Origin of the sequence: Kitasatospora sp. NPDC098652 (genome assembly GCF_044760155.1) — a bacterium.
Taxonomy (GTDB): Bacteria; Actinomycetota; Actinomycetes; order Streptomycetales; family Streptomycetaceae; genus Kitasatospora.
Window position 1 is genome coordinate 64,988 of the sequence record NZ_JBIWAQ010000006.1, and the last position, 21,792, is coordinate 86,779.

Genomic DNA, 21,792 nt, shown 5'->3' on the forward strand with positions numbered 1-21,792 from the left:
CAGTCGTCGGCCGACGGCCCGTTCCCTCTCCGGGGGGAGCGGGCCGTCGGCTTTTCCGGGGGCGTCAGCGGTGCGGCGGCCCCGAACGGGTGAAGAGCGGGGGCGACACGCATCAGGCGGGGTTGACCGGCGTTGAGTGGAGGGACGAGTGCACGAACCACGTGTACGGGGGCGGCCGGGCGAGCGAAGGGGTGAGCGGGTGGCTGGGCTTCATCGGGCCGTGCTGCTGCGGGCGGCGGCGGCCGCGCTGGCTCTGGGGGCCGCGGTCGGCGCGCACACCGAGGTGGGGCAGGCCCTGGCCAAGCGGGGGGCGGAGCGGGCCGAGCGGGAGGCGGTGGCCTGTGCGGAGGCGGCGCGGTGGGACGCGGCGGAGCGGGTCGCGCGGGGACACCACGAGGGGCGGCCGGAGCTGTTCGACCCGGGGCGGATGCAGGGGTGCCGGTGACGTAGGGGTGTTCGAGGGGAATCGGACGGAACGTCACTCGTCCGGCTTAATTCGTGAATCCGGAGGAACCGGTCTTCATCCCTTACGGTTCGTCAGGAAGTGAACGAGTTTCCCGAGGGGGGTTCCCTGATGGCGGGGCCGGCTGTGCAGTCCGGTGGCTCCGCGCCCGCGCCGCGGCGGGCGCCGGTCCGGAGCGAGTGGATCGGCACGGCTGCCCGGCTCGGCCTGGCCGTGGTCTGGGGGTGGGCCGGGCTGGCGAAGATCGCCGACCCGGCGGAGGCGGCCCAGGCGGTCCGGGCGTACGAGATCCTGCCCGAGGGCCTGGTCAAGCCGATCGGCTACGGGCTGCCCTTCCTGGAGCTGGCGCTCGCCCTGCTGCTGGTGGTCGGCCTCGGGGTCCGGTTGGTCGCCGGGGTGTCGGCGCTGCTGCTGCTCGCCTTCATCGCCGGGATCGCCTCGGCCTGGGCGCGCGGGATCTCCATCGACTGCGGCTGCTTCGGCGGCGGAGGGCACGTCGACGCCTCGCAGACCGAGTACCTGCAGGAGATCCTCCGCGACACCGGCTTCCTGCTGCTGGCCGCCTTCCTGCTGTGGCGGCCCCGCACCCGGCTCTCGGCCGACGGCTGGCTGGCGAGCTGACCCGTCCGGCCATTCCCATCCCCGCACCCGACGAAGGCCCCAGACCGTGGATGTCAAGGCAATGAGCGAGAAGAACCGAGAAGGCAAGCGCACCGCCCGTGAGCGGATGCTGGAGCAGCGGGCGGCCGAGGAGGCCGGCTCGCGGCGCAGGAAGAAGCTGATCGTCGGCGGAGCGGTGCTCGTGGTGATCGCCGCCGCGGTGGTCACCGGCGTGCTGGTGCAGAACCAGCGCTCCAAGCCGGAGACCCCGACCGCCGCCCCGGCCGGGACGATCGGCGACAAGAACCTGGTCATCCCGGTCGGCGCCGGCAACGCGCCGTCGGTGCTCACCGTGTACGAGGACCCGCGCTGCCCCGCCTGCGGGATCTTCGAGCGCGAGTTCTCGGCCACCATCGACCAGCTCGAGGACGCCGGGAAGATCTACACCAACACCCACGTGGTGTCGTTCATCGACCGCGCGGTGCCGGGCAAGGGCTCGAAGAACGGGGCCAACGCGCTGGCCTGCGCCCAGGACGCCGGGCACTTCCGGGACTACCACGACGTGCTGTACCGCAACCAGCCGGACGAGACCAACGACGCCTTCGGGAACAAGGCGGTGCTGCTCAACCTGGCGAAGCAGGTGGCGGGGCTGGACACGCCGGAGTTCCAGGCCTGCGTCAACGACAACAAGTACGGCGGATGGGTGTCGGCGGTGCAGCAGGACTTCGACAAGTCCAGCTACAAGTCCACCCCGACGGTCCTGCTCAACGGCCAGCCGATCTACCCGAAGAACGGCAACGAGGAGATCACCCCGGCGAACCTGGCGAAGTGGGTGGACGCCGCCAACCAGGGCAAGCAGCTGGGTACGGCGGGCTCGAACGGTCAGACCCCGGCGCCCACCGCCGCCGCCTCGGAGGCCAACAACCCCTCGCCGTCGGCCGGCTGAGCGCATCCGGCCCGCCGCCCCCTTCCGTCCGGGAGGGGGCGGCGGCATTCGTCGTTCGGTTTCTGTGACCCCGGGGGTGTCGGATGGGGACGCCGGACCCTGTAGCGTCGGAACCGCCATGGATATCGCCTACATTCCCAGCCCGTCGCGGGGCGTCCTGAACCTCGGACCGATCCCGCTGCGCGCCTACGCCTTCTGCATCATCCTCGGGGTCGTCGCGGCCGTCTGGCTCGGCAGCAAGCGCTGGGTCGCCCGGGGCGGTGCCAAGCACACCGTCGGTGACATCGCCGTGTGGGCCGTGCCCTTCGGCCTCGTCGGCGGCCGGCTGTACCACGTGATCACGGACCACCAGCTCTACTTCGGCGAGGGGAAGAACCCCTGGAACGCCTTCAAGATCTGGGAGGGCGGCCTCGGCATCTGGGGCGCGGTCGCGCTCGGGGCGGTCGGTGCCTGGATCGGCTGCCGCCGCCGGGGCGTGCCGCTGCCCGCCTACGCCGACGCCATCGCGCCGGGCATCGCGCTCGCGCAGGCGATGGGCCGCTGGGGCAACTACTTCAACCAGGAGCTGTACGGGCGGGCCACCACGCTGCCGTGGGGCCTGGAGATCCACAAGACGCTGCCCGACGGCGAGGTCGTGAACGGGGTCTTCCACCCGACCTTCCTGTACGAGTCGATCTGGGACGTGGCCGTCGCGCTGCTGGTGATCTGGGCGGACCGGCGCTGGCGGCTGGGCCACGGCCGGGCCTTCGCGCTGTACGTCGCCGCGTACACGGTGGGCCGGTTCTGGACCGAGTGGCTGCGGATCGACGAGGCGCACGTCTACTTCGGCCTGCGGCTGAACGACTGGACCTCGATCGTGGTGTTCATCGGCGCCGTCGTGTACTTCGTGGTCGTCGGGAAGAAGCGGCCCGGCCGGGAGGACCCGGCGAGCATCGACCCGGCGGCGCACGCCGAGGCCGGCGAGGCCGAGGAGAAGGACGCGGCGCAGGAGAAGGACGCGGCGCAGGACAAGGACGCGGCGCGGAAGAAGGCGGACGCGGCGGCGGTTCCGAAGCCGAGCGAGACGGTGGACGGGGACAAGCCGTCTCGACTGCTGGACGAAGAGGCGGCGGCCGGACCGGCCGACGAGGGCCCCGAGAAGGCCGGCACGGACGCCGACAAGGCCGGCAAGGACGCCAAGAACCCGATCTGACCAGGGACTTCCCCGCAACTGAGGCCACCCTTGCGAAGGGTGGCCTCAGTGCTGTTCGGACAGCCTTACTTTGCTGGAAATGCGCAGGTCAACGGGGCTACGGTCGGGGCGACGAACGAAAGACGGAGGGGAAGAACCGTGACTGCGAGCACCCTGGAAGCCGAGCCCGCCCAGCACCCGCGGATACCCGCGGCCGACCACCACCGGGACGTCAACGGCGGTTGGCTGCGGCCCGCGGTGTTCGGGGCGGTGGACGGCCTGGTGTCGAACTTCGCGCTGATGACCGGCGTGGTCGGCGGCGCGGCCTCCAACGGCACGGTGATCCTCACCGGGCTGGCGGGCCTGGCGGCCGGTGCCTGCTCGATGGCGGCGGGGGAGTACACCTCGGTGGCCTCCCAGCGGGAGCTGGTGCAGGCCGAGATCGAGGCCGAGCGGCTGGAGCTGAGCCGCAACCCGCACGGTGAGCTGGCCGAGCTGGCGCAGGTGTACGTCTCGCGCGGGGTGGACCCGGAGCTCGCCCACGAGGTGGCCCGGCAGCTGTCCCGGGACCCGGAGCTGGCGCTGGAGGTGCACGCCCGGGAGGAGCTGGGGATCGACCCCAACGACCTGCCCTCGCCGCTGGTCGCGGCCGGCTCGTCCTTCCTGTGCTTCGCGCTGGGCGCGCTGCTGCCGCTGCTGCCGTACCTGCTGGGGGCGACCACGCTGCTGCCGGCGATGGTCCTGGCGGGGCTGGGGCTGTTCCTGTGCGGCGCGGTGGTGGCCCGGGTGACGGCGCGCAGCTGGTGGTTCAGCGGGGTGCGGCAGCTGGTGCTGGGCGGGGCCGCGGCCGGGGTGACGTACCTGCTGGGGTGGCTGATCGGCGGGCACGTCGGTTAGGGCGTGTCTTGTGGATCAGGCCAGGCCCGCGACGCCAGGGCACGCACCTCGCCGCGTTGTCGTCGGTCGCCGATGGCCCCCAGCCTTCGGCCGGGAGGTGCCCCCATCCTCCGCCTTGCGATGCACGCACCCTGACGCCGCGGTCTGGTCCGACCTGATCCACAAGACACGCCCTGGGGCCGACGCCGCGGTGCACGGCGACAGCGCTGCATGACTATGCCGGGCAACGGGTGACGTTTCACACATGGACGTCGCCCGTTGCCCGGCATCGTCTCATCATCCGGGCCTCCGAGCCGCGGAATCGCATCCGGGAGCCAGGGTCCCGGGATGGATTCCCAGGCGTTCATGATCGGCTTGTGTGGCGATCCGGTTTCGCCCCTGTTTCAGGCCGGGGACGGCCGGGCACAATCGTCGGGACGTGCACTGTGGCACGTCCTCTTCTCCGGCCCCCTGACCTGCGCGTCCGTCCGCCATGTGGACGGGATATTCCGCTTCTCGGGATCCTGGGCATCATGTAACTTGCACGACATCGATTCACCGCATCAGGGCCAACGTCGTCCCTACTTGCACCAACTTGCCGAAAGACGACGACGGGAGAGCCGATGCTGTCTGCATCCATGCACTCCGCCAACGAGCCCCAGGCCGGCGCCGACCGCCGGCCGTACGCGCTCGTGCCGGATGCGCGACCTGCTGCTCAGGGCCTGTACGACCCGCGGAACGAGCACGACGCCTGCGGCGTCGGTTTCGTCGCCACGCTGACCGGCATCGCCGACCACACCATCGTCGAGCAGGCGCTGAACGTCCTGCGCAACCTGGAGCACCGCGGCGCCACCGGCGCCGAGCCGGACTCCGGTGACGGCGCGGGCATCCTGACCCAGGTCCCGGACGCGTTCCTGCGCGGCAAGGTCGACTTCGAGCTCCCGGCCGCCGGCTCCTACGCGGTGGGCATCGCCTTCCTCCCGGACGAGGACGAGGCCGCCGGTGCCGCCGTCGCGCAGATCGAGGCCATCGCGGCCGAGGAGGGCCTGACCGTCCTCGGCTGGCGCGACGTGCCGGTCACCCCCGACCTGCTCGGCGCCACCGCACGCAGCGTGATGCCGCGCTTCCGGCAGCTCTTCCTCGCGTCCGCGCCCGTCGGACAGGGCCAGGCCCAGGAGGGCCGGTCGGGGATCGAGCTGGACCGGGTCGCCTTCGTGGTCCGCAAGCGGGCCGAGCGCGAGGCCGGGGTGTACTTCCCGTCGCTGTCCGCCCGCACCATCGTCTACAAGGGCATGCTGACCACCGGCCAGCTGGAGCCCTTCTTCCCCGACCTGTCGGACCGCGGCTACGCGTCCGCCATCGGCCTGGTGCACTCGCGGTTCTCCACCAACACCTTCCCGAGCTGGCCGCTCGCCCACCCGTACCGCTTCGTCGCGCACAACGGCGAGATCAACACGGTGAAGGGCAACCGCAACTGGATGCGGGCCCGGGAGTCGCAGCTCGCGACGGACCTGATTCCAGGGGACCTGTCGCGGATCTTCCCGATCTGCACGCCCGACCACTCGGACTCCGCGTCCTTCGACGAGGTCCTGGAACTGCTGCACCTCGGCGGCCGCTCGCTGCCGCACTCGGTGCTGATGATGATCCCGGAGGCGTGGGAGAACCACGCCACCATGGAGCCGGCCCGCCGCGCCTTCTACCAGTACCACTCCAACCTGATGGAGCCCTGGGACGGCCCGGCCTGCGTCACCTTCACCGACGGCACCCAGATCGGCGCCGTGCTCGACCGCAACGGCCTGCGCCCGGCCCGCTACTGGATCACCGAGGACGGCCTGGTCGTCCTCTCCTCCGAGGTCGGCGTGCTCGACATCGACCAGGAGAAGGTCACCAGGAAGGGCCGCCTCCAGCCCGGCCGGATGTTCCTGGTGGACACCGTCGAGGGCCGGATCGTCGAGGACGAGGAGATCAAGTCCGCCCTCGCCGCCGAGCACCCCTACGAGGAGTGGGTCGGCGCCGGGCAAATCCAGCTCGCCAAGCTGCCCGAGCGCGAGCACATCGCCCACACCCACGCCTCCGTCACCCGCCGCCAGCAGACCTTCGGCTACACCGAGGAGGAGCTGCGCGTCATCCTGGCGCCGATGGCCAGGACCGGCGCCGAGGCGCTCGGCTCGATGGGCACCGACTCGCCGATCGCCGCGCTGAGCGAGAAGCCGCGGCTGCTGTTCGACTACTTCGTCCAGCTCTTCGCGCAGGTCACCAACCCGCCGCTGGACGCCATCCGCGAGGAGCTCGTCACCTCGCTGCTGTCCAACCTCGGCCCCGAGGGCAACCTGCTGGCCGCCGAGTCCGCCTCCTGCCGCTCCGTCGGCATCACCTTCCCGGTGATCGACAACGACGAGCTGGCCAAGCTGGTCCACATCAACGCCGACGGCGACCAGCCCGGCCTCAAGGCCGTCACGCTGTCCGGCCTGTACAAGGTCGCCAGCGGGGGAGCGGGCCTGGCCGCCCGGCTGGCGGAGATCGCCGCCGAGGCCGACGCCGCGATCGCCGACGGCGCCCGGATCATCGTGCTCTCCGACCGGCACTCCGACGCCGAGCACGCCCCGATCCCCTCGCTGCTGCTCACCTCCGCGATCCACCACCACCTGATCCGCACCAAGCAGCGCACCCAGGTGTCGCTGCTGGTCGAGGCCGGTGACGTGCGCGAGGTGCACCACGTCGCGCTGCTGATCGGCTACGGCGCCGGGGCCGTCAACCCCTACCTGGCGATGGAGTCGGTCGAGGACCTGGTCGCGCAGGGCGTCTTCATCCAGGGCGTCGAGGCCGAGAAGGCGATCAAGAACCTGATCAAGGCGCTCGGCAAGGGCGTGCTCAAGGTGATGTCCAAGATGGGCATCTCCACCGTCGCCTCCTACCGCGGCGCCCAGGTCTTCGAGGCCATCGGCCTCTCCCAGGGCCTGGTCGACGACTACTTCGCCGGCACCACCACCAAGCTCGGCGGGATCGGGCTGGAGGAGATCGCCAAGGAGACCGCCGCCCGGCACGCCAAGGCGTACCCGGCCTCCGGCATCCCGGCCGCGCACCGCGCGCTGGACATCGGCGGCGAGTACCAGTGGCGCCGCGAGGGCGAGCCCCACCTGTTCGACCCGGACACCGTCTTCCGGCTCCAGCACTCCACCCGCAACCGCCGGTACGACATCTTCAAGCAGTACACGGACCGGGTGAACGAGCAGTCCGAGCGGCTGATGACGCTGCGCGGCCTGTTCCAGCTGGACGGCCTCGGCCGGGAGCCGATCCCGGTGGAGGAGGTCGAGCCGGTCTCCGAGATCGTCAAGCGCTTCTCCACCGGCGCGATGTCCTACGGCTCGATCTCGCTGGAGGCCCACGAGACCCTCGCCATCGCGATGAACCGCCTCGGCGGCAAGTCCAACACCGGCGAGGGCGGCGAGGACCCGGACCGCCTGTACGACCCCGAGCGCCGCTCGGCGATCAAGCAGGTCGCCTCCGGCCGCTTCGGCGTCACCTCCGAGTACCTGGTCAACGCCGACGACATCCAGATCAAGATGGCCCAGGGCGCCAAGCCCGGCGAGGGCGGCCAGCTGCCCGGCCACAAGGTCTACCCGTGGGTCGCCAGGACCCGGCACTCCACCCCGGGCGTCGGCCTGATCTCCCCGCCGCCGCACCACGACATCTACTCGATCGAGGACCTGGCCCAGCTGATCCACGACCTCAAGAACGCCAACCCGGCGGCCCGCATCCACGTGAAGCTGGTCTCCGAGGTCGGCGTCGGGACGGTCGCGGCCGGCGTCTCCAAGGCGCACGCCGACGTGGTGCTGGTCTCCGGACACGACGGCGGCACCGGCGCCTCGCCGCTCACCTCGCTCAAGCACGCCGGCGGCCCCTGGGAGCTCGGCCTCGCCGAGACCCAGCAGACCCTGCTGCTCAACGGGCTGCGCGACCGCATCGTCGTCCAGACCGACGGCCAGTTGAAGACCGGCCGCGACGTGGTCATCGCCGCACTGCTCGGCGCCGAGGAGTTCGGCTTCGCCACCGCCCCGCTGGTCGTCTCCGGCTGCATCATGATGCGCGTCTGCCACCTGGACACCTGCCCGGTCGGCGTCGCCACCCAGAACCCGGTGCTGCGCGAGCGCTTCTCCGGCAAGCCCGAATTCGTGGTCAACTTCTTCGAGTTCATCGCCGAGGAGGTCCGGGAGATCCTGGCCTCGCTGGGCTTCCGCTCGATCGAGGAGGCCGTCGGCCGCGCCGAGCACATCAACGCCCAGGCCGCCGTCGACCACTGGAAGGCCGCCGGGCTCGACCTGGCCCCGCTGTTCCACGTGCCCGAGCTGCCCGAGGGCGCCGCCCGGCACCGCACCACCGAGCAGGACCACGCACTCGACAAGGCCCTGGACAACCAGCTGATCACCCTGGCCGAGGACGCCCTGGAGCGCGGCGAGTCGGTGCGGATCCAGCTGCCGATCCGCAACGTCAACCGCACCGTCGGCACCATGCTCGGCCACGAGGTGACCAAGCGGTACCGCGGCGAGGGCCTGCCGGAGGGGACCATCGACGTCACCTTCACCGGCTCCGCCGGACAGTCCTTCGGCGCCTTCGTGCCGAAGGGGATCACCCTGCGGCTGGAGGGCGACGCCAACGACTACGTGGGCAAGGGCCTCTCCGGCGGCGTGCTCGTCGTCCGCCCGGCCCGCGAGGCCGCGGCCATCGGCAACGACGCCCAGAACCACGTCATCGCCGGGAACACCATCGGCTACGGCGCCACCTCCGGCCGGATCCACCTGCGCGGCAAGGCCGGTGAGCGCTTCGCCGTCCGCAACTCCGGCGCCACCCTCGTCGTCGAGGGCGTCGGCGACCACGGCCTGGAGTACATGACCGGCGGCCGGGTCGTCATCCTCGGCGAGACCGGACGCAACCTCGCGGCGGGCATGTCCGGCGGCGTCGCGTACGTCCTGGACCTTCGCCCCGCCAACGTCAACGACGGCATGGTGGGCATCGAGGCCCCGACCGCCGCCGACCGCGACTGGCTGCGCGAGATCGTGCAGCAGCACTACGAGGAGACCGGCTCCACCGTCGCCGCCGAGCTCCTGGCCGACTGGGGCAGCGGGGTCTCCCGCTTCTCCAAGATCATGCCGACCGACTACAAGGCAGTGCTCGCCGCCAAGGACGCCGCCGAGCGCGACGGTCTCTCCGAGACCGAGACCACTCGCAAGATGATGGAGGCGGCACATGGCTGACCCCAAGGGCTTCCTGACCACGCCCAAGCAGCTGGCGGAGCGCCGCCCGGTCGACGTGCGGATCAAGGACTGGAACGAGGTCTACGTCGAGCGCAGCCTCCTGCCGATCATCACCGAGCAGGCCGGCCGCTGCATGGACTGCGGCATCCCGTTCTGCCACAACGGCTGCCCGCTCGGGAACCTCATCCCCGAGTGGAACGACCTCGCCTACCGCGACGACTTCACCGGCGCCATCGAGCGCCTGCACGCCACCAACAACTTCCCGGAGTTCACCGGGCGGCTGTGCCCGGCGCCCTGCGAGTCGGCGTGCGTGCTCGGCATCAACCAGGACGCGGTGACCATCAAGAACGTCGAGGTCACCATCATCGACAAGGCCTGGGACCGCGGCGGGGTCACCCCGCAGATCCCGGAGCGGCTCTCCGGCAAGACCGTCGCCGTCGTCGGCTCCGGCCCGGCCGGCCTGGCCGCCGCCCAGCAGCTCACCCGGGCCGGGCACACCGTGGTGGTGTACGAGCGCGCCGACCGGATCGGCGGACTGCTGCGCTACGGCATCCCCGAGTTCAAGATGGAGAAGCGCCACATCAACCGCCGCATCGAGCAGATGCGGGCCGAGGGCACCCGGTTCCGCACCGGCGTGCACGTCGGCGAGGACATCACCGGCCAGCAGCTGCGCGAGCGCTTCGACGCCGTGGTGATCGCCGCCGGCGCCACCACCGCCCGCGACCTGCCGGTGCCCGGACGCGAGCTCAAGGGCGTCCACCAGGCGATGGAGTACCTGCCGCTGGCCAACAAGGTCCAGGAGGGCGACCTCGTCGACTCCCCGATCAGCGCCAAGGGCAAGCACGTGGTCGTCATCGGCGGCGGCGACACCGGCGCCGACTGCGTCGGCACCGCCCACCGCCAGGGCGCCCTCTCCGTCACCCAGCTGGAGATCATGCCGCGCCCCGGCGAGGAGCGGCCCGGCCACCAGCCCTGGCCCACCATGCCGATGACCTACAAGGTCACCTCCGCGCACGAGGAGGGCGGCGAGCGGATCTACTCCGTCAACACCACCCACTTCACCGGCGACGAGGACGGCAACGTCCAGGAACTGCACCTGGTCGAGGTCGAGTTCAAGGACGGCCGGTTCGAGCCCGTCCCCGGCACCGAGCGGGCCCTCCCGGCCCAGCTGGTCACCCTGGCCATGGGCTTCACCGGGACGGACGTGAAGAACGGCCTGGTCGAGCAGCTCGGCCTCGACCTCGACACACGCGGTAACATTGCCCGCGACGGCCGGTTCGCCACCAATGTCGATGGCGTGTACGTCTGCGGAGACGCCGGCCGTGGCCAGTCACTGATCGTCTGGGCCATCGCGGAAGGCCGTTCGGCCGCCGCCGCGGTGGACAAGCACCTGGGCGGCAAGACCCCGCTTCCCGCCCCGATCCGGCCCACCGACCGCCCCCTGGTGGTCTGAGGGCCGACGGTCCGACCGGCCCACCCCGAACCCCCGGCGCCGCATCGCCGGGAGCTCAACCCGCTGCCCCCGCCAGCGTCGCCGGGCCAACGCGGTCTCCTGGCGCCTGCCCTCTTCCCCGACCAGTTGGAGGGCGGGCGCCGTCGCGTTCCCTCCCGGGTTCCCGGACTCCGCTCACCCGCGCCCCGCCAGAGCTCTCACCCGCCCCTTACCAGGGGCTCCCACCTGCGCTCCCACCTGCGCGTCCGTCCGTGCACCGAGGGTCGCCTCACAGCTTTCTCCCAGGCTTCGCACCGCGACCGGAATGCGACCCGGTACGGGCTGTTGCTCGTCAGTGCCAGGTGGCAGACTGCCGCCGACGGCCGGGGGGCTGCACGAGTGCGGAGGTTGACTTCGATGGGCACGACTCAGGCAGGCGGAGGCGCCACCGTACGACGCCTGCTGCTCGGCAGCCAGCTGCGCAAGCTCCGCGAGGCCAGAGGCGTCAGCCGCGAGGAGGCCGGGTACTCGATCCGCGCCTCCGAGTCCAAGATCAGCCGGATGGAACTCGGCCGGGTCGGCTTCAAGGAACGCGACGTCGCCGACCTCCTCACCCTCTACGGCGTCGACGCCGAACAGGAACGGGCCAACGTCCTCGGCCTCGTCCGGGAGGCCAACGCCACCTCCTGGTGGCACGACTACGGCGACGTGCTGCCCGCCTGGTTCCAGAACTACCTCGGCCTGGAAGAGGCCGCCGCCGAGATCCGCAGCTACGAGGTCCAGTTCGTGCACGGGCTGCTGCAGACCGCCGACTACGCCCGCGCCGTCATCCACGCCGGCTGCCACGGCCTCCGCGACGACGAGGTCGAACGCCGGGTCGAGGTGCGGCGCAAGCGCCAGGACCTGCTCACCGCCGACCACCCGCCGTACCTGCACGCCGTCCTCGACGAGGCCGCGCTGCGCCGCCCCTGGGGCGGGCCCGAGCTGATGCGCGGCCAGCTCGACACCCTCCTCCAGCTCTCCGAACTGCCCAACGTGTGCCTCCAGGTGCGCCCGCTCGGCGGCGCCGCGCTGAGCGCCGAGAGCGGTGCGTTCAGCGTGCTGGGCTTCGCCGAGGCCGAACTCGCCGACGTCGTCTACCTGGAGCAGTTCACCACCGCCCTCTACGTGGACAAGCCCGCCGAGGTCGCCTCGTACCGGCAGGCGATGGACGGGCTGCTCGCCGAGAGCCTCGGACCCGAACGGACCCGCGATCTTCTGCTCTCCGTACGCCAAGAGCTCTGACACATCAGTACGATGAGCTCCCATCAGGTCGGGCACGAGAGGGAACAGATGTCGTACTTCTCCGAGTTGGCGCTGCAGTACATCGACGGCGAATGGTGCAGCGGCAGCGGCTCCTGGGACATCGTCGACGTCGACCCCTACACCGGGGACAAGCTGGCCACCATCACCGTGGCCACCGTCGCCGAGGTCGACCGGGCCTACCGCGCCGCCGAGCGCGCCCAGCGCTCCTGGGCCGCCACCAACCCCTACCAGCGCCGCCTGGTCTTCGAGCGGGCGCTGCGGCTGCTGGAGGAGCGCGAGGGGGAGATCGTCCGGGCCGTGATGGCCGAACTCGGCGGCACCGCGCTCAAGGCCGGCTTCGAACTCTCCCTGGTCAAGGACGTGCTGCGGGAGTGCCTGCACCTGTCGGTGGCCACCGAGGGTCGGCTGCTGCCCTCCCCCGCCCCCGGCAAGGAGAACCGGCTCTACCGGCTGCCGGTCGGCGTGGTCGGCGTGATCAGCCCGTTCAACTTCCCGCTGTTCCTCGCCCTCAAGGCGATCGGCCCGGCGCTCGCGCTCGGCAACGGCGTGGTGCTCAAGCCGCACCAGGAGACCCCGATCGTCGGCGGCAGCCTGATCGCCAAGCTCTTCGAGGACGCGGGCCTGCCGCCCGGCCTGCTGAACGTCGTGATCACCGACATCGCGGAGATCGGCGACAGCTTCCTGGAGCACCCGGTGCCCAAGGTGATCTCCTTCACCGGCTCCGACCAGATCGGCCGGCACGTCGCCACCGTCGCCGCCGCCCACTTCAAGCGGTCGGTGCTGGAACTCGGCGGCAACAGCGCGCTGATCGTCCTGGACGACGCCGACGTCGACTACGCCGTGGACGCGGCCGTGTTCAGCCGCTTCGTCCACCAGGGCCAGGTCTGCATGGCCGCCAACCGGGTGCTGGTGGACCGGCGGGTGCTCGCCGAGTTCACCGAGAAGTTCGTCGCCAAGGTCGCCTCGCTGACCGTCGGCGACCCCCGGGACCCGGCCACCCACATCGGCCCGCTGATCAACTCCGTCCAGGCCGACGCCATCAACGCCCAGGTCGACCAGGCCGTCGCCGGCGGCGCCACCGCCCTGCTCCGCGGGGCCACGGCCGGCAGCCTGATGGCACCGACCGTGCTCACCGACCTGGCCGAGGACGCGCCCATCCTGCAGCGCGAACTCTTCGGCCCGGTCGTCCTGCTGGTGCCCTTCGACGGCGAGGAGGAGGCCGTCCGGCTGGCCAACCACACGCCCTTCGGGCTCAGCGGCGCGGTGCACACCGCGGACGTCGAGCGCGGTGTGCGGGTCGCCCAGCGGATCGAGACCGGCATGATCCACGTCAACGGCGGAACCATCGCGGACGAGCCCGGGGTGCCGTTCGGCGGGGAGAAGAACTCCGGCGTCGGGCGCCTCAACGGGGAGTACACGGTGGACGCCTTCACCACGGTGAAGTGGATCTCGGTGCAGCACGGCCGGGCGCCGTTCCCGTTCTAGACGGCGGCTCACGCGCTCACACGGCCCTAGCCTCCCGGCGGTAGCCGCCGGGAGGCCGGTCCGAACTCCCCGGGAACGGCATGAAGGCCGTCTGCGCGGGGGCAGACGGCCTTCATGGAAAGGTGTGACTAGAACACCGGCTGGCCGGCGCGGACGAGGCGCCAGGAGTTGGTGAAGAAGTCGGCGGGGTCGATGACGCCCTTGGCCTTGACCCAGGCGATCATGGTGTTGCGGATCTCGTCGGAGTTCGTCCAGACCACCTTGGCGGTGGCGACGTGCGGGAAGTTGCCGCCGCCGTTGGCGCGGTAGTTGTTGACCGCGAACACGAACTGGGCGTTCGGGTCGATCGGCTTGCCCTGGAAGCTGAGGTTGACGATCCGCTGCCCCTTGGGCTGGGCGATGTCGATGTCGTAGCTCAGGCCGTAGACCGAGTCGTAGTTGTAGTCCGGGGTGGTCTCGGCGCCGGTCATGGCGTCCTTGTCGACCGGGGCGCCCGGGGCGAGCTGGTAGTAGTACTTCGCCGAGAACTCCAGGTAGTCCTTGAGCTGGGCGCCCGTCAGGATGCGGGCCTCCAGGGTGTTCTCGTAGATGTACAGGCCGGCCGCGTCGCGCAGCTTGACCTGGCCGGAGGGGATCAGCGCGGTCCGGTTGAACGGGGCGGCCTGGGCCAGGACCGGGAGGTTGGCGTACTGCCCGCCCGCCAGCGCGGCCTTGACGGCGTCGGCCTGGACCTTGCCGATCAGGTCGATGATCGGGGTGGCCTTGAACCGGGCCTCGGCGATCGACAGCTCGATCTTGCTGGTGCCGATGTTCTGGTTGACGTACGCGACGACCTTCTTGTGCTGGCCGACGATGGCGTTGCTGATCTCCGGGTTCTCCGGCACGGTGTTGGAGTTCAGCACCCGGGAGGAGACCGAGGCGACCTTCCAGTGGCCGTCGACGAACTCGACCTCGAAGTCGAAGCAGCTCAGGCGCTGGCCCCAGCACAGCGGCTCGGAGAGCACGACCGTCCGGCCGGTCTTCTTGTTGACGATGAGGCGCTGCGCGACCTCCTTGTGGGTGTGGCCCACCAGTACCGCGTCGATGTCCGGGACGGTCTCGGCCATCTCGCCGGAGGCGTCCTCGGGCCAGGGCAGCTGGTCGCCGTAGGTGGTCGGCTCGTCGATGCCGGAGTGGGCGGAGACCACGATGACGTCCGCGCCCGCGGCCTTCATCCGGGGCACGTACTTGGCGGCGGTCTCGACGATGCCCGGGAAGACCATCTGCCCGGCCACGTTGGCCTTGTCCCAGATCGCGATGCCGGGGTTGGTGAGGCCGAGGATGCCGACCTTGATCGGGGTGTCCTCGTCCAACCACACCTCCTTGATCACGTACGGCTTGAAGGCCGGCTTCTCGTTCTTCGCGTGCAGGGCGTTGGCGCCCAGCAGCGGGAACTCCAGCTGGTCCTCGAAGGCCTTCAGGGTGGGGATGCCGTAGTTGAACTCGTGGTTGCCGAGCGCGGCGGCGTCGTAGCCCATGAGGTTCATGGCGACGGCCATCGGGTGGTCCGGCACGTTGTCGCCGTCGGTGGCGATCGGCTCGACCCGGGCGTAGTAGTAGCTCAGCTGGGTGCCCTGGATGATGTCACCGGAGTCGATGAGCAGGCAGCGGTCCCAGCCCTTCTCCTCGCGGACCTGGTTGGCCAGGGTGGAGATCTTGGCGAGGCCGACCGCGTTGTGGGCCTTGTCGACGTACTCGGCGTCGGTGAAGTAGTCCCAGTTGAGCACCCGGCCGTGCAGGTCGGTGGTGCCCATGACGGTGAAGGCCTGGCGGCGGGGCGGCTTCTTCCTGCCCTTGGCGGCCGCCGTGCCCGGCTCGGCGGCCACGGCGGCGGGGGCGGCGGCGACGACGGCTCCGCCGGTCAGGGCGGCGCCGGCGGCGGTGGCGGCGGACCGGGTGACGAAGTCACGGCGGTTCAGCGACATGGACGACTCTCCCGAGTGGGAACGACGGCGGATGAGCCGTCAACTTGTGTGCGAATGGCGTGCGTGGCGCGTCCGCGAGAGCGGTGACGCGCGTAGAAGGACGCGCGTAGAAGTCTGCCGTGCGAGCCGGGCCGCTGGATAGCCCTCCGACGTTTCCAACAGGTGAGATCTTGGCGACTCGTTCGTGACCGGGGTGGGCGGAGAAAGGGGCGATATGGGGCGGGAGGGTCGAAATCCGGCCACCCCGCCCCTGCCTTCCGGCCGGTCGGTCGACTTCGGTCAGTCGAGTTCGGCCGACAGCTGCTTCACCTCGCGGCCCAGCTCCGCCGCCGGGTCCGGCGCGTCCGGCTCCGCCCACGGCAGCCAGGCGCGAGCCCGTAGGTAGCCGTCCACCGCGACCGGCAGGCGGTGCCGGACGATCGGATCGGCCACCGGGCCGGGACCGGCCTCGCGCAACGCCACCAGCAGGGCGTCCACCCCGGCGGAAGCGGGCAGCGGGACGGTCTCCAGATAGGCGGCCAGCCCGTCCAGTTCGGGGTGCGGCGGGGGCGGCGGAGGAGGGGGCGGTGGCGGCGGTGGCGGCGGACCCGGCGTCAGCAGGGCGCCGACGCCGTACAGGCCCGCCACCACCCCCGGCCACCAGGACCCGCCCAGGCCCGCGAAGTGCAGCCCCAGCCCGATGGCGCCGCCCCCGCAGCCGACCAGGTTCCTGGTCGACTCCAGGTAGCGCAGCAGCCACCGGCCGGCCCCGTCACTGGTAGCCACGGATCTCCTCGAACACCCCGTCCAGCGAACCCCCGCCGTCGAACAGCTTGCCCCCGCTCACGTCCGCGATCCCCTGCAACTGACCCACCGCCGCCTCCCCGAACTTGATCGGGAACACCGGGATCGACTTCTCGCCCGACGGCAGCCCGTCGTGGAAGCGCCTGAAGTCCCCGTCCGTCGCGCCCTCGTTGCTCTCCCCGTCCGTCATCAGCACGATCGAGGTGAACCTGTCGTCCCCCGCTGCCTTCTGCTGGGCCTCGATCACCCGGTACGCCTGCTCCAGCGAGTCGTACAGCGCCGTACCGCCCTCGGCCCGCAGCGACTGGACGTCGGCGTTGATCGCCGCCAGCTCGGACTCCGGACCGGGCTGGCTGCCCGAGGCCGGGACGACGTGGGTCCTCGACCACTTCACCGCCGACGCGAAGGAGATCAGCGTCACCTCCTCGCGGTCCCGGAAGCGGCGCAGCCCCCGGGTGTCGTCCGTACCCGTCAGCCGGCCCAGCGCCGCCTTGAGCGAGGCCAGCCGCTGGCCGTCCATCGAACCCGAGGTGTCCAGCACGTACACCGTCCGGGACGGGCGGCGCAGCTCGTTCTGGTACGAGGCCAGCAGGCCGTCCGCCACCGCCCGGGTGCCCGGGAACGGCAGCTCGCGGCGGCGGTCGGTGGGCAGCCCCGCCGCCGGGGCCACCCCCGCCGACACCGGGCGGCGCAGCGTCAGCTCCGAGATGCGCTTCTGCACGTCCTCCTTCAACAGGTAGCCGACCAGCCGCTGGAAGGACTCCCGCTCGCCCTGCCCCGCCGAGGACAGCAGCGACAGCGGGTAGTCCGCCGACACCACGCCGTCCACCGGGCGCACCACCGTCAGCCGCTGGTCCGCCGGCAGGGTCCGGTTCAGCGACAGCAGCACCGACTCGTAGTTCACCAGGGCGCCGACCCGGCCCGGCTCGGCCTTGGCGTACGCCTGCGCCAGCCAGCCCGAGGAACCCGAGGTCAGCTTCTGGCCGGTGAAGAACTGCTTCAACTGCGGCGTCGCCTTCTGCACGTCCGCCGCGGTCAGCGCCGCGCCCGCGCCCGAGAACGCCGAGGCCACCGCGACCAGGGCGGAGAAGCCGGAGTTGGAGCGCGACGGGTCGGACATCCCGTACGACAGCTTCCCGGCCGCGGCCGCGTCGCCGATCTGCGCCCAGGTGACCTTCGAACCGTCCCCCCAGCCGAGGTCGGCCAGGACCGAGGACCGTACCCCCACGGCCACCGGGGAGACCATCACCGGAGTCTCCGACAGCACCTTGGACCTGCCGGTCGGATCCAGCCGCAGGTACTGGTTCGACGGGAACCAGACCGCGTCGTACTTGCCGTCCGCCCGGCCGGCCGAGATGGCGTCCGCACCGTCCAGCGTGCCGCCGAACGCCAGTTGGACCGTCACCCCGGTCGCCTTCCGGGCGTCGTCCAGGACCGGTTGCAGGTCCTGGAGTTCACTGCCGGCCAGGACGCGCAGCACCCCGGGGCGCGCGGTCTCGGCCACCGAGCCGCTCGGGTTCGGCACCGGCGCCGGGGCAGGGGAGGAGGTGCAGGCGGTCACCGCGGCGAGCACCGCCGCCAGGACGGCGGCCAGCCGGGCCGGCCGCTTCGTCAGGAGGTTCACTTCGGGCTCCCCTTCGCCGCCTTGGTCAGCTTGGTCAGGTTGTCCAGCGACGGGACGGTCGCCTGCTTCACCCTCGCCGCGTTCAGGTCCTGGGCGAAGACCGGCTGCTTGACGTCCCTCACCCGATCGGCGAACGCGCCGCCGGCCGCCTGCGGACGGAAGCCGAACCGGACCTCCAGGGCGCGCAGTGCCTCGTCGTTCTGCAGCAGTCCGGCGAGCTTCCGGCCGTTCTCGGTGCGGGCGATGATGGTGTGGTCGGAGTAGGCCGTGGTGTCCGGGTACATCACCACCATGTCCCCCGTCGGCTGGCCCTGGACGGCCATCGCGGCGACCTGCGACTCGTAGCCGAAGATCAGCGGGTTGCCGACCCCGGCCAGGAAGTCCCGGAACGGCTCGTCACTGCTGCTCTTCTGGCCGCCCTGCAGCGCGGTCGCCTGGTACAGGACCGGCCGGACGGCCTCGACCCCGGCGTCGTCGGAGACCACCAGGTTGTTGTTCAGGACGTACGACAGCAGCGCGATGTACAGCGCTCCCGAGGAGGAACTCTCCGGGTCGGTGGTGGTGACGAAGATCGGGCCCGACAACTCCCCGTGACCCCCCGCGCCCGTCAGGTCCTGCCACTTGAGCCCGGCCTTGAGGGCACGGACGTACTCGTCCATCCGGAACGTCCACACACCGGTCGAATCGTCCCGCGCGGCCAGCTTGCTCTCCCTGAGGATCTGCGCGACCGGCGCGTGCGCCACCACCACCAGCGGCGAGTAGAACGGCACCAGCGGCGAGTCCTGCAACCCCCAGTGGCGCTGGATCTCGTGGGCCGGCGCGGTGCTCGCCGGAAACGCGAAGTCCAGCCCGGAACTGCTCCTCGCCTGCTCGCTCATCGTCCAGGAACCGGTCGAGTCGGCGCGCACCTCCAGCCCCTGCTTCGCCAACTCGGCCTTCACCTCGGCGTTCTCGAAGAAGCTCCGCTTCTCCGAACCGATCAGCCCGGTGACCGTGACCGTCTTCGCCGGGCCCGTCCCGGCGTCCTCCGGGACCAGCGCGTACGTCACCCCGCCCAGCAGGGCCAGGGCTGCGAGCACCCCCAGAGCGCGTCGTCTCATCGCGAGCGCCTCCCCCTCGTTGCTCCGCCACCCGGATGCCGTCACCCGGGGGTGACGAGCGTCCCGCCGGGCGGGGAGCACGGGCGGAAGGTGCGGTGAACCAGGGGTGAACACCGTTTCACGGAATCGCATCGGAAGAGGGGCTCCGGCAGGGCGCCCGAACAACCCTCGACGGACCCGGCGCCGGACCCCGCGACGAACCTCTCGCCGGACCCCTCGCACACCGGTTTGAGGAAGTGTCAGATTGTTCAACTCGCCTTACGACAAAGGTCATCCCGCAGTCCGGAACCACGTCGAGGTTACGCGCCGGTAATGCCTACCCTCAGCAGTATGCGCCGAGCAAAAATCGTCTGCACCCTCGGGCCGGCCACCGACTCGTACGACCAGATCAAGACCCTGGTCGACGCCGGAATGGACATCGCCCGCTTCAACCTCAGCCACGGCACCCACGCCGAACACGAAGAACGCTACCGTCGCGTCCGCAAGGCCGCCGACGAGACCGGCCGGAGCGTCGGCGTCCTCGCCGACCTCCAAGGCCCGAAGATCCGACTCGACACCTTCGCCCACGGGCCCGTACTCCTCGAACGCGGCGACGAGTTCACCATCTCCACCGACAACGGCGTCGTGGGGGACAAGGACATCTGCGGCACCACCTACGCCGGCCTCGCCGGCGACGTCAGCCGCGGCGAACGCATCCTCGTCGACGACGGCCGCGTCACCCTGGAAGTCGTCGCCGTCGACGGACCACAGGTGCGATGCCTCGTCATCGAAGGCGGACTCGTCTCCGACCACAAGGGCCTCAACCTCCCCGGCGTCGCCGTCTCCGTCCCCGCACTCAGCGACAAGGACGTCGCCGACCTGCGGTGGGCGCTGCGCACCGGCGCCGACCTGATCGCGCTCTCCTTCGTCCGCACCGGGCGCGACATCGAGGACGTGCACCGGGTGATGGCCGAGGAGGGGCGGTACGTCCCGGTCATCGCCAAGATCGAGAAGCCGCAGGCGGTCGAGAACCTCGACTCCATCGTGGACGCCTTCGACGGCATCATGGTGGCCCGCGGGGACCTGGGCGTGGAGATGCCCCTCGAACAGGTCCCGCTGGTCCAGAAGCGCGCCATCAAGCTGGCCAGGCGCAACGCCAAGCCCGTCATCGTGGCGACCCAGATGCTCGACTCGATGATCAACGCCTCCCGGCCCACCCGCGCCGAGGCCTCCGACGTCGCCAACGCCGTCCTCGACGGGACGGACGCGGTGATGCTCAGCGGCGAGACCTCGGTCGGCAAGTTCCCGATCGAGACGGTCAAGACCATGGGCCGGATCATCGAAGCCGCCGAGAACGACATCCTGGCCGCCGGACTGCCCCCGCTGACCACCGGCAGCAAGCCGCGGACCCAGGGCGGCGCCGTCGCCCGCGCGGCCGCCGAGATCGGCGACTTCCTGCACGCCAAGTACCTGATCGCCTTCACCCAGTCCGGCGACACCGCCCGGCGGCTCACCCGCTACCGCTCGCCCATCCCGGTGCTCGCCTTCACCTACGAACCGGCCGTGCGCAGCCAACTCGCCCTCACCTGGGGCGTGGAGACCTTCCTCGGCCCCTTCGCCCCGACCACCGACCAGATGGTCGAACAGGTCGACGCGGCCCTGCTCTCCCTCGGCCGCTGCCAGAAGGGCGACATCGTCGTCATCACCGCCGGCTCCCCGCCCGGCCTGGCCGGCTCCACCAACCTCGTCCGCGTCCACCACGTGGGGACGTTGGACGACTGAGGCTGCTCAGGCGGCGCGGCCCTGCCAGGGGCCGCGCCGCTGTCAGTACTTGGGGCCGATGTGGGCGTCCATCAGGGCGACGGAGTCCTTGCGGGCGATGGAGATGTTGACCTGGCCGGTCGGGCGGGGGATCGACGCCTTCCACTGGACGCCGACGGCGTCGAGGGTGGCGGTGAAGAGGCCGATGATGTCGGTCGAGGTGTTGGTAAAAAAGTACCGCGGGTACTCGTAGCGCTTCGTGACGCCATTGACGGTGCGGGTCGCCCAGTTGGTGATGCGGCAGCCGTCGGAGTGGATGAGGCCGCGCAGGAACTCCCAGGGGTGGGCGTCGACGATCTCCTGCTGCCAGGGCTCCAGGGCTATCGTGCGTTCGTGCTTCTTGCCTGGGGCGTGTTGGGGAAAGTGGCAGGTCAGGTGGTTTGAATAGACCTTGACGTCGTGGCATCCAGTGCGCCGTACCCGGCAAGGCTTGTTGTTGGGGAGGGCCTGACGCATAGCCTGTTCGACGGAATCCATGATGCCCGGCCACTTGTCGTCGCAGGTGATCTGGAGGCTCTGGGTCCTGCGGTACTCGTTGGGCAGCAGGATGTGGCCGTCACCGAGGTACAGGCCGAGCAGGTAGGCGTAGGCGGGTCGGTTCAGCTCGTCGCCGTAGCAGTGCATACACGCGGAGCGCTTGCGGCCGGGGAGCTCGTTGCGTTTCGCAAGGTCCTGATGCTTCCACCAGGAAACCGTGCCCTGCGGGACACGCAGCCGGCGGGCCACCTCGGCATTGCTGACGCCTCGACGGAGCAGATGGACAGCCTGTTCGCGCACGGAGAGAGTGGTCATGTGCGCCAGAGTGAGACGCGCCAATCGGCAAGGTGGGCGCTTTGGGTGCTGTCCACCAGATCAGGTGAATTTCCCGCAGCCTGGGAATATGAGGAAAATTCTGGTGCCGAGTGTGGGATTCGAACCCACACGCCCTTTCAGGCAATCGCTTTTGAGGCGATCGTGTCTGCCCTTCCACCAACCCGGCAAGTTCGCGCCC

General features: G+C 70.8%; 15 protein-coding genes and 1 tRNA gene. 10 read left to right on the forward strand and 6 right to left on the reverse strand.

Features of this window, described 5'->3' with window-relative positions; translation table 11 throughout:
* The first annotated feature begins 199 nt into the window (after positions 1-199).
* From ACIQWA_RS15730 to ACIQWA_RS15770, 9 genes are all read left to right on the forward strand, one after another.
* The gene (locus tag ACIQWA_RS15730; protein ID WP_360245156.1) at positions 200-445 is read left to right on the forward strand and encodes a hypothetical protein; all 246 of its coding nucleotides are present in this window, start codon (positions 200-202) and stop codon (positions 443-445) included.
* 129 nt (positions 446-574) lie between these two features.
* Positions 575-1,084, forward strand: coding sequence for a MauE/DoxX family redox-associated membrane protein (locus ACIQWA_RS15735; RefSeq protein ID WP_402482591.1), 510 nt, complete (start codon positions 575-577; stop codon positions 1,082-1,084).
* 61 nt (positions 1,085-1,145) lie between these two features.
* On the forward strand, positions 1,146-2,009 hold the full coding sequence (locus ACIQWA_RS15740; RefSeq protein WP_402482593.1) for a DsbA family protein: 864 nt from the start codon (positions 1,146-1,148) through the stop codon (positions 2,007-2,009).
* 118 nt (positions 2,010-2,127) lie between these two features.
* The gene (gene lgt / locus ACIQWA_RS15745; protein WP_402482596.1) at positions 2,128-3,201 is read left to right on the forward strand and encodes a prolipoprotein diacylglyceryl transferase; all 1,074 of its coding nucleotides are present in this window, start codon (positions 2,128-2,130) and stop codon (positions 3,199-3,201) included.
* 153 nt (positions 3,202-3,354) lie between these two features.
* A complete protein-coding gene (locus ACIQWA_RS15750) occupies positions 3,355-4,077 on the forward strand; it encodes a VIT1/CCC1 transporter family protein (RefSeq protein WP_402483309.1) in 723 nt (240 codons plus the stop codon).
* A gap of 617 nt (positions 4,078-4,694) precedes the next feature.
* Entirely contained in the window at positions 4,695-9,308 is a 4,614-nt protein-coding gene (gene gltB, locus ACIQWA_RS15755) for a glutamate synthase large subunit (protein WP_402483312.1), read from the forward strand.
* Complete coding sequence (locus tag ACIQWA_RS15760; RefSeq protein WP_402482598.1) at positions 9,301-10,761, forward strand: glutamate synthase subunit beta; 1,461 nt, start codon at positions 9,301-9,303, stop codon at positions 10,759-10,761. Before gltB ends, ACIQWA_RS15760 begins: the two co-directional genes overlap by 8 nt.
* Before the next feature lie 396 nt (positions 10,762-11,157).
* Complete coding sequence (locus ACIQWA_RS15765) at positions 11,158-12,024, forward strand: helix-turn-helix domain-containing protein (RefSeq protein ID WP_402482602.1); 867 nt, start codon at positions 11,158-11,160, stop codon at positions 12,022-12,024.
* Positions 12,025-12,072: 48 nt separating this feature from the next.
* On the forward strand, positions 12,073-13,530 hold the full coding sequence (locus tag ACIQWA_RS15770) for an aldehyde dehydrogenase family protein (RefSeq protein ID WP_360234885.1): 1,458 nt from the start codon (positions 12,073-12,075) through the stop codon (positions 13,528-13,530).
* Positions 13,531-13,658: 128 nt separating this feature from the next.
* Here ACIQWA_RS15770 and ACIQWA_RS15775 read toward each other — a convergent pair whose 3' ends face one another.
* The 4 genes from ACIQWA_RS15775 to ACIQWA_RS15790 form a co-directional block, all read right to left on the reverse strand.
* On the reverse strand, positions 13,659-15,494 hold the full coding sequence (locus ACIQWA_RS15775) for a bifunctional metallophosphatase/5'-nucleotidase (protein WP_402482605.1): 1,836 nt from the start codon (positions 15,492-15,494) through the stop codon (positions 13,659-13,661).
* A 279-nt stretch (positions 15,495-15,773) separates the two neighbouring features.
* Positions 15,774-16,259 carry a hypothetical protein gene (locus tag ACIQWA_RS15780; RefSeq protein ID WP_402482607.1) on the reverse strand — a complete coding sequence of 162 codons (486 nt, stop codon included), beginning with the start codon at positions 16,257-16,259 and terminating at the stop codon, positions 15,774-15,776.
* Positions 16,246-17,901 (reverse strand): VWA domain-containing protein, encoded by a 1,656-nt coding sequence (locus tag ACIQWA_RS15785; protein WP_402482609.1) that lies wholly within the window; start codon positions 17,899-17,901, stop codon positions 16,246-16,248. The genes ACIQWA_RS15780 and ACIQWA_RS15785 overlap by 14 nt, the downstream gene beginning before the upstream one ends.
* Entirely contained in the window at positions 17,898-19,001 is a 1,104-nt protein-coding gene (locus tag ACIQWA_RS15790) for a hypothetical protein (RefSeq protein ID WP_402482611.1), read from the reverse strand. The genes ACIQWA_RS15785 and ACIQWA_RS15790 overlap by 4 nt, the downstream gene beginning before the upstream one ends.
* Before the next feature lie 330 nt (positions 19,002-19,331).
* Here ACIQWA_RS15790 and pyk point away from each other — a divergent pair, with 330 nt between their 5' ends.
* Complete coding sequence (pyk, locus tag ACIQWA_RS15795) at positions 19,332-20,762, forward strand: pyruvate kinase (protein ID WP_402482614.1); 1,431 nt, start codon at positions 19,332-19,334, stop codon at positions 20,760-20,762.
* Positions 20,763-20,804: 42 nt separating this feature from the next.
* Here pyk and ACIQWA_RS15800 read toward each other — a convergent pair whose 3' ends face one another.
* Complete coding sequence (locus ACIQWA_RS15800; protein ID WP_402482616.1) at positions 20,805-21,593, reverse strand: helix-turn-helix domain-containing protein; 789 nt, start codon at positions 21,591-21,593, stop codon at positions 20,805-20,807.
* Between the two features lie 101 nt (positions 21,594-21,694).
* A tRNA-Leu gene (locus ACIQWA_RS15805) sits at positions 21,695-21,780 on the reverse strand.
* Positions 21,781-21,792: the final 12 nt, after the last annotated feature.

Bases quoted from the DNA above. Each gene is read 5' to 3' on its own strand.
- lgt (WP_402482596.1), top strand. From the start codon at position 2,128: ATGGATATCGCCTACATTCCCAGCCCGTCGCGGGGCGTCCTGAACCTC.
- ACIQWA_RS15775 (WP_402482605.1), bottom strand. From the start codon at position 15,494: ATGTCGCTGAACCGCCGTGACTTCGTCACCCGGTCCGCCGCCACCGCC.
- pyk (WP_402482614.1), top strand. From the start codon at position 19,332: ATGCGCCGAGCAAAAATCGTCTGCACCCTCGGGCCGGCCACCGACTCG.
- ACIQWA_RS15770 (WP_360234885.1), top strand. From the start codon at position 12,073: ATGTCGTACTTCTCCGAGTTGGCGCTGCAGTACATCGACGGCGAATGG.
- ACIQWA_RS15790 (WP_402482611.1), bottom strand. From the start codon at position 19,001: ATGAGACGACGCGCTCTGGGGGTGCTCGCAGCCCTGGCCCTGCTGGGC.
- ACIQWA_RS15740 (WP_402482593.1), top strand. From the start codon at position 1,146: ATGAGCGAGAAGAACCGAGAAGGCAAGCGCACCGCCCGTGAGCGGATG.
- ACIQWA_RS15760 (WP_402482598.1), top strand. From the start codon at position 9,301: ATGGCTGACCCCAAGGGCTTCCTGACCACGCCCAAGCAGCTGGCGGAG.
- ACIQWA_RS15800 (WP_402482616.1), bottom strand. From the start codon at position 21,593: ATGACCACTCTCTCCGTGCGCGAACAGGCTGTCCATCTGCTCCGTCGA.
- gltB (WP_402483312.1), top strand. From the start codon at position 4,695: ATGCACTCCGCCAACGAGCCCCAGGCCGGCGCCGACCGCCGGCCGTAC.
- ACIQWA_RS15765 (WP_402482602.1), top strand. From the start codon at position 11,158: ATGGGCACGACTCAGGCAGGCGGAGGCGCCACCGTACGACGCCTGCTG.
- ACIQWA_RS15735 (WP_402482591.1), top strand. From the start codon at position 575: ATGGCGGGGCCGGCTGTGCAGTCCGGTGGCTCCGCGCCCGCGCCGCGG.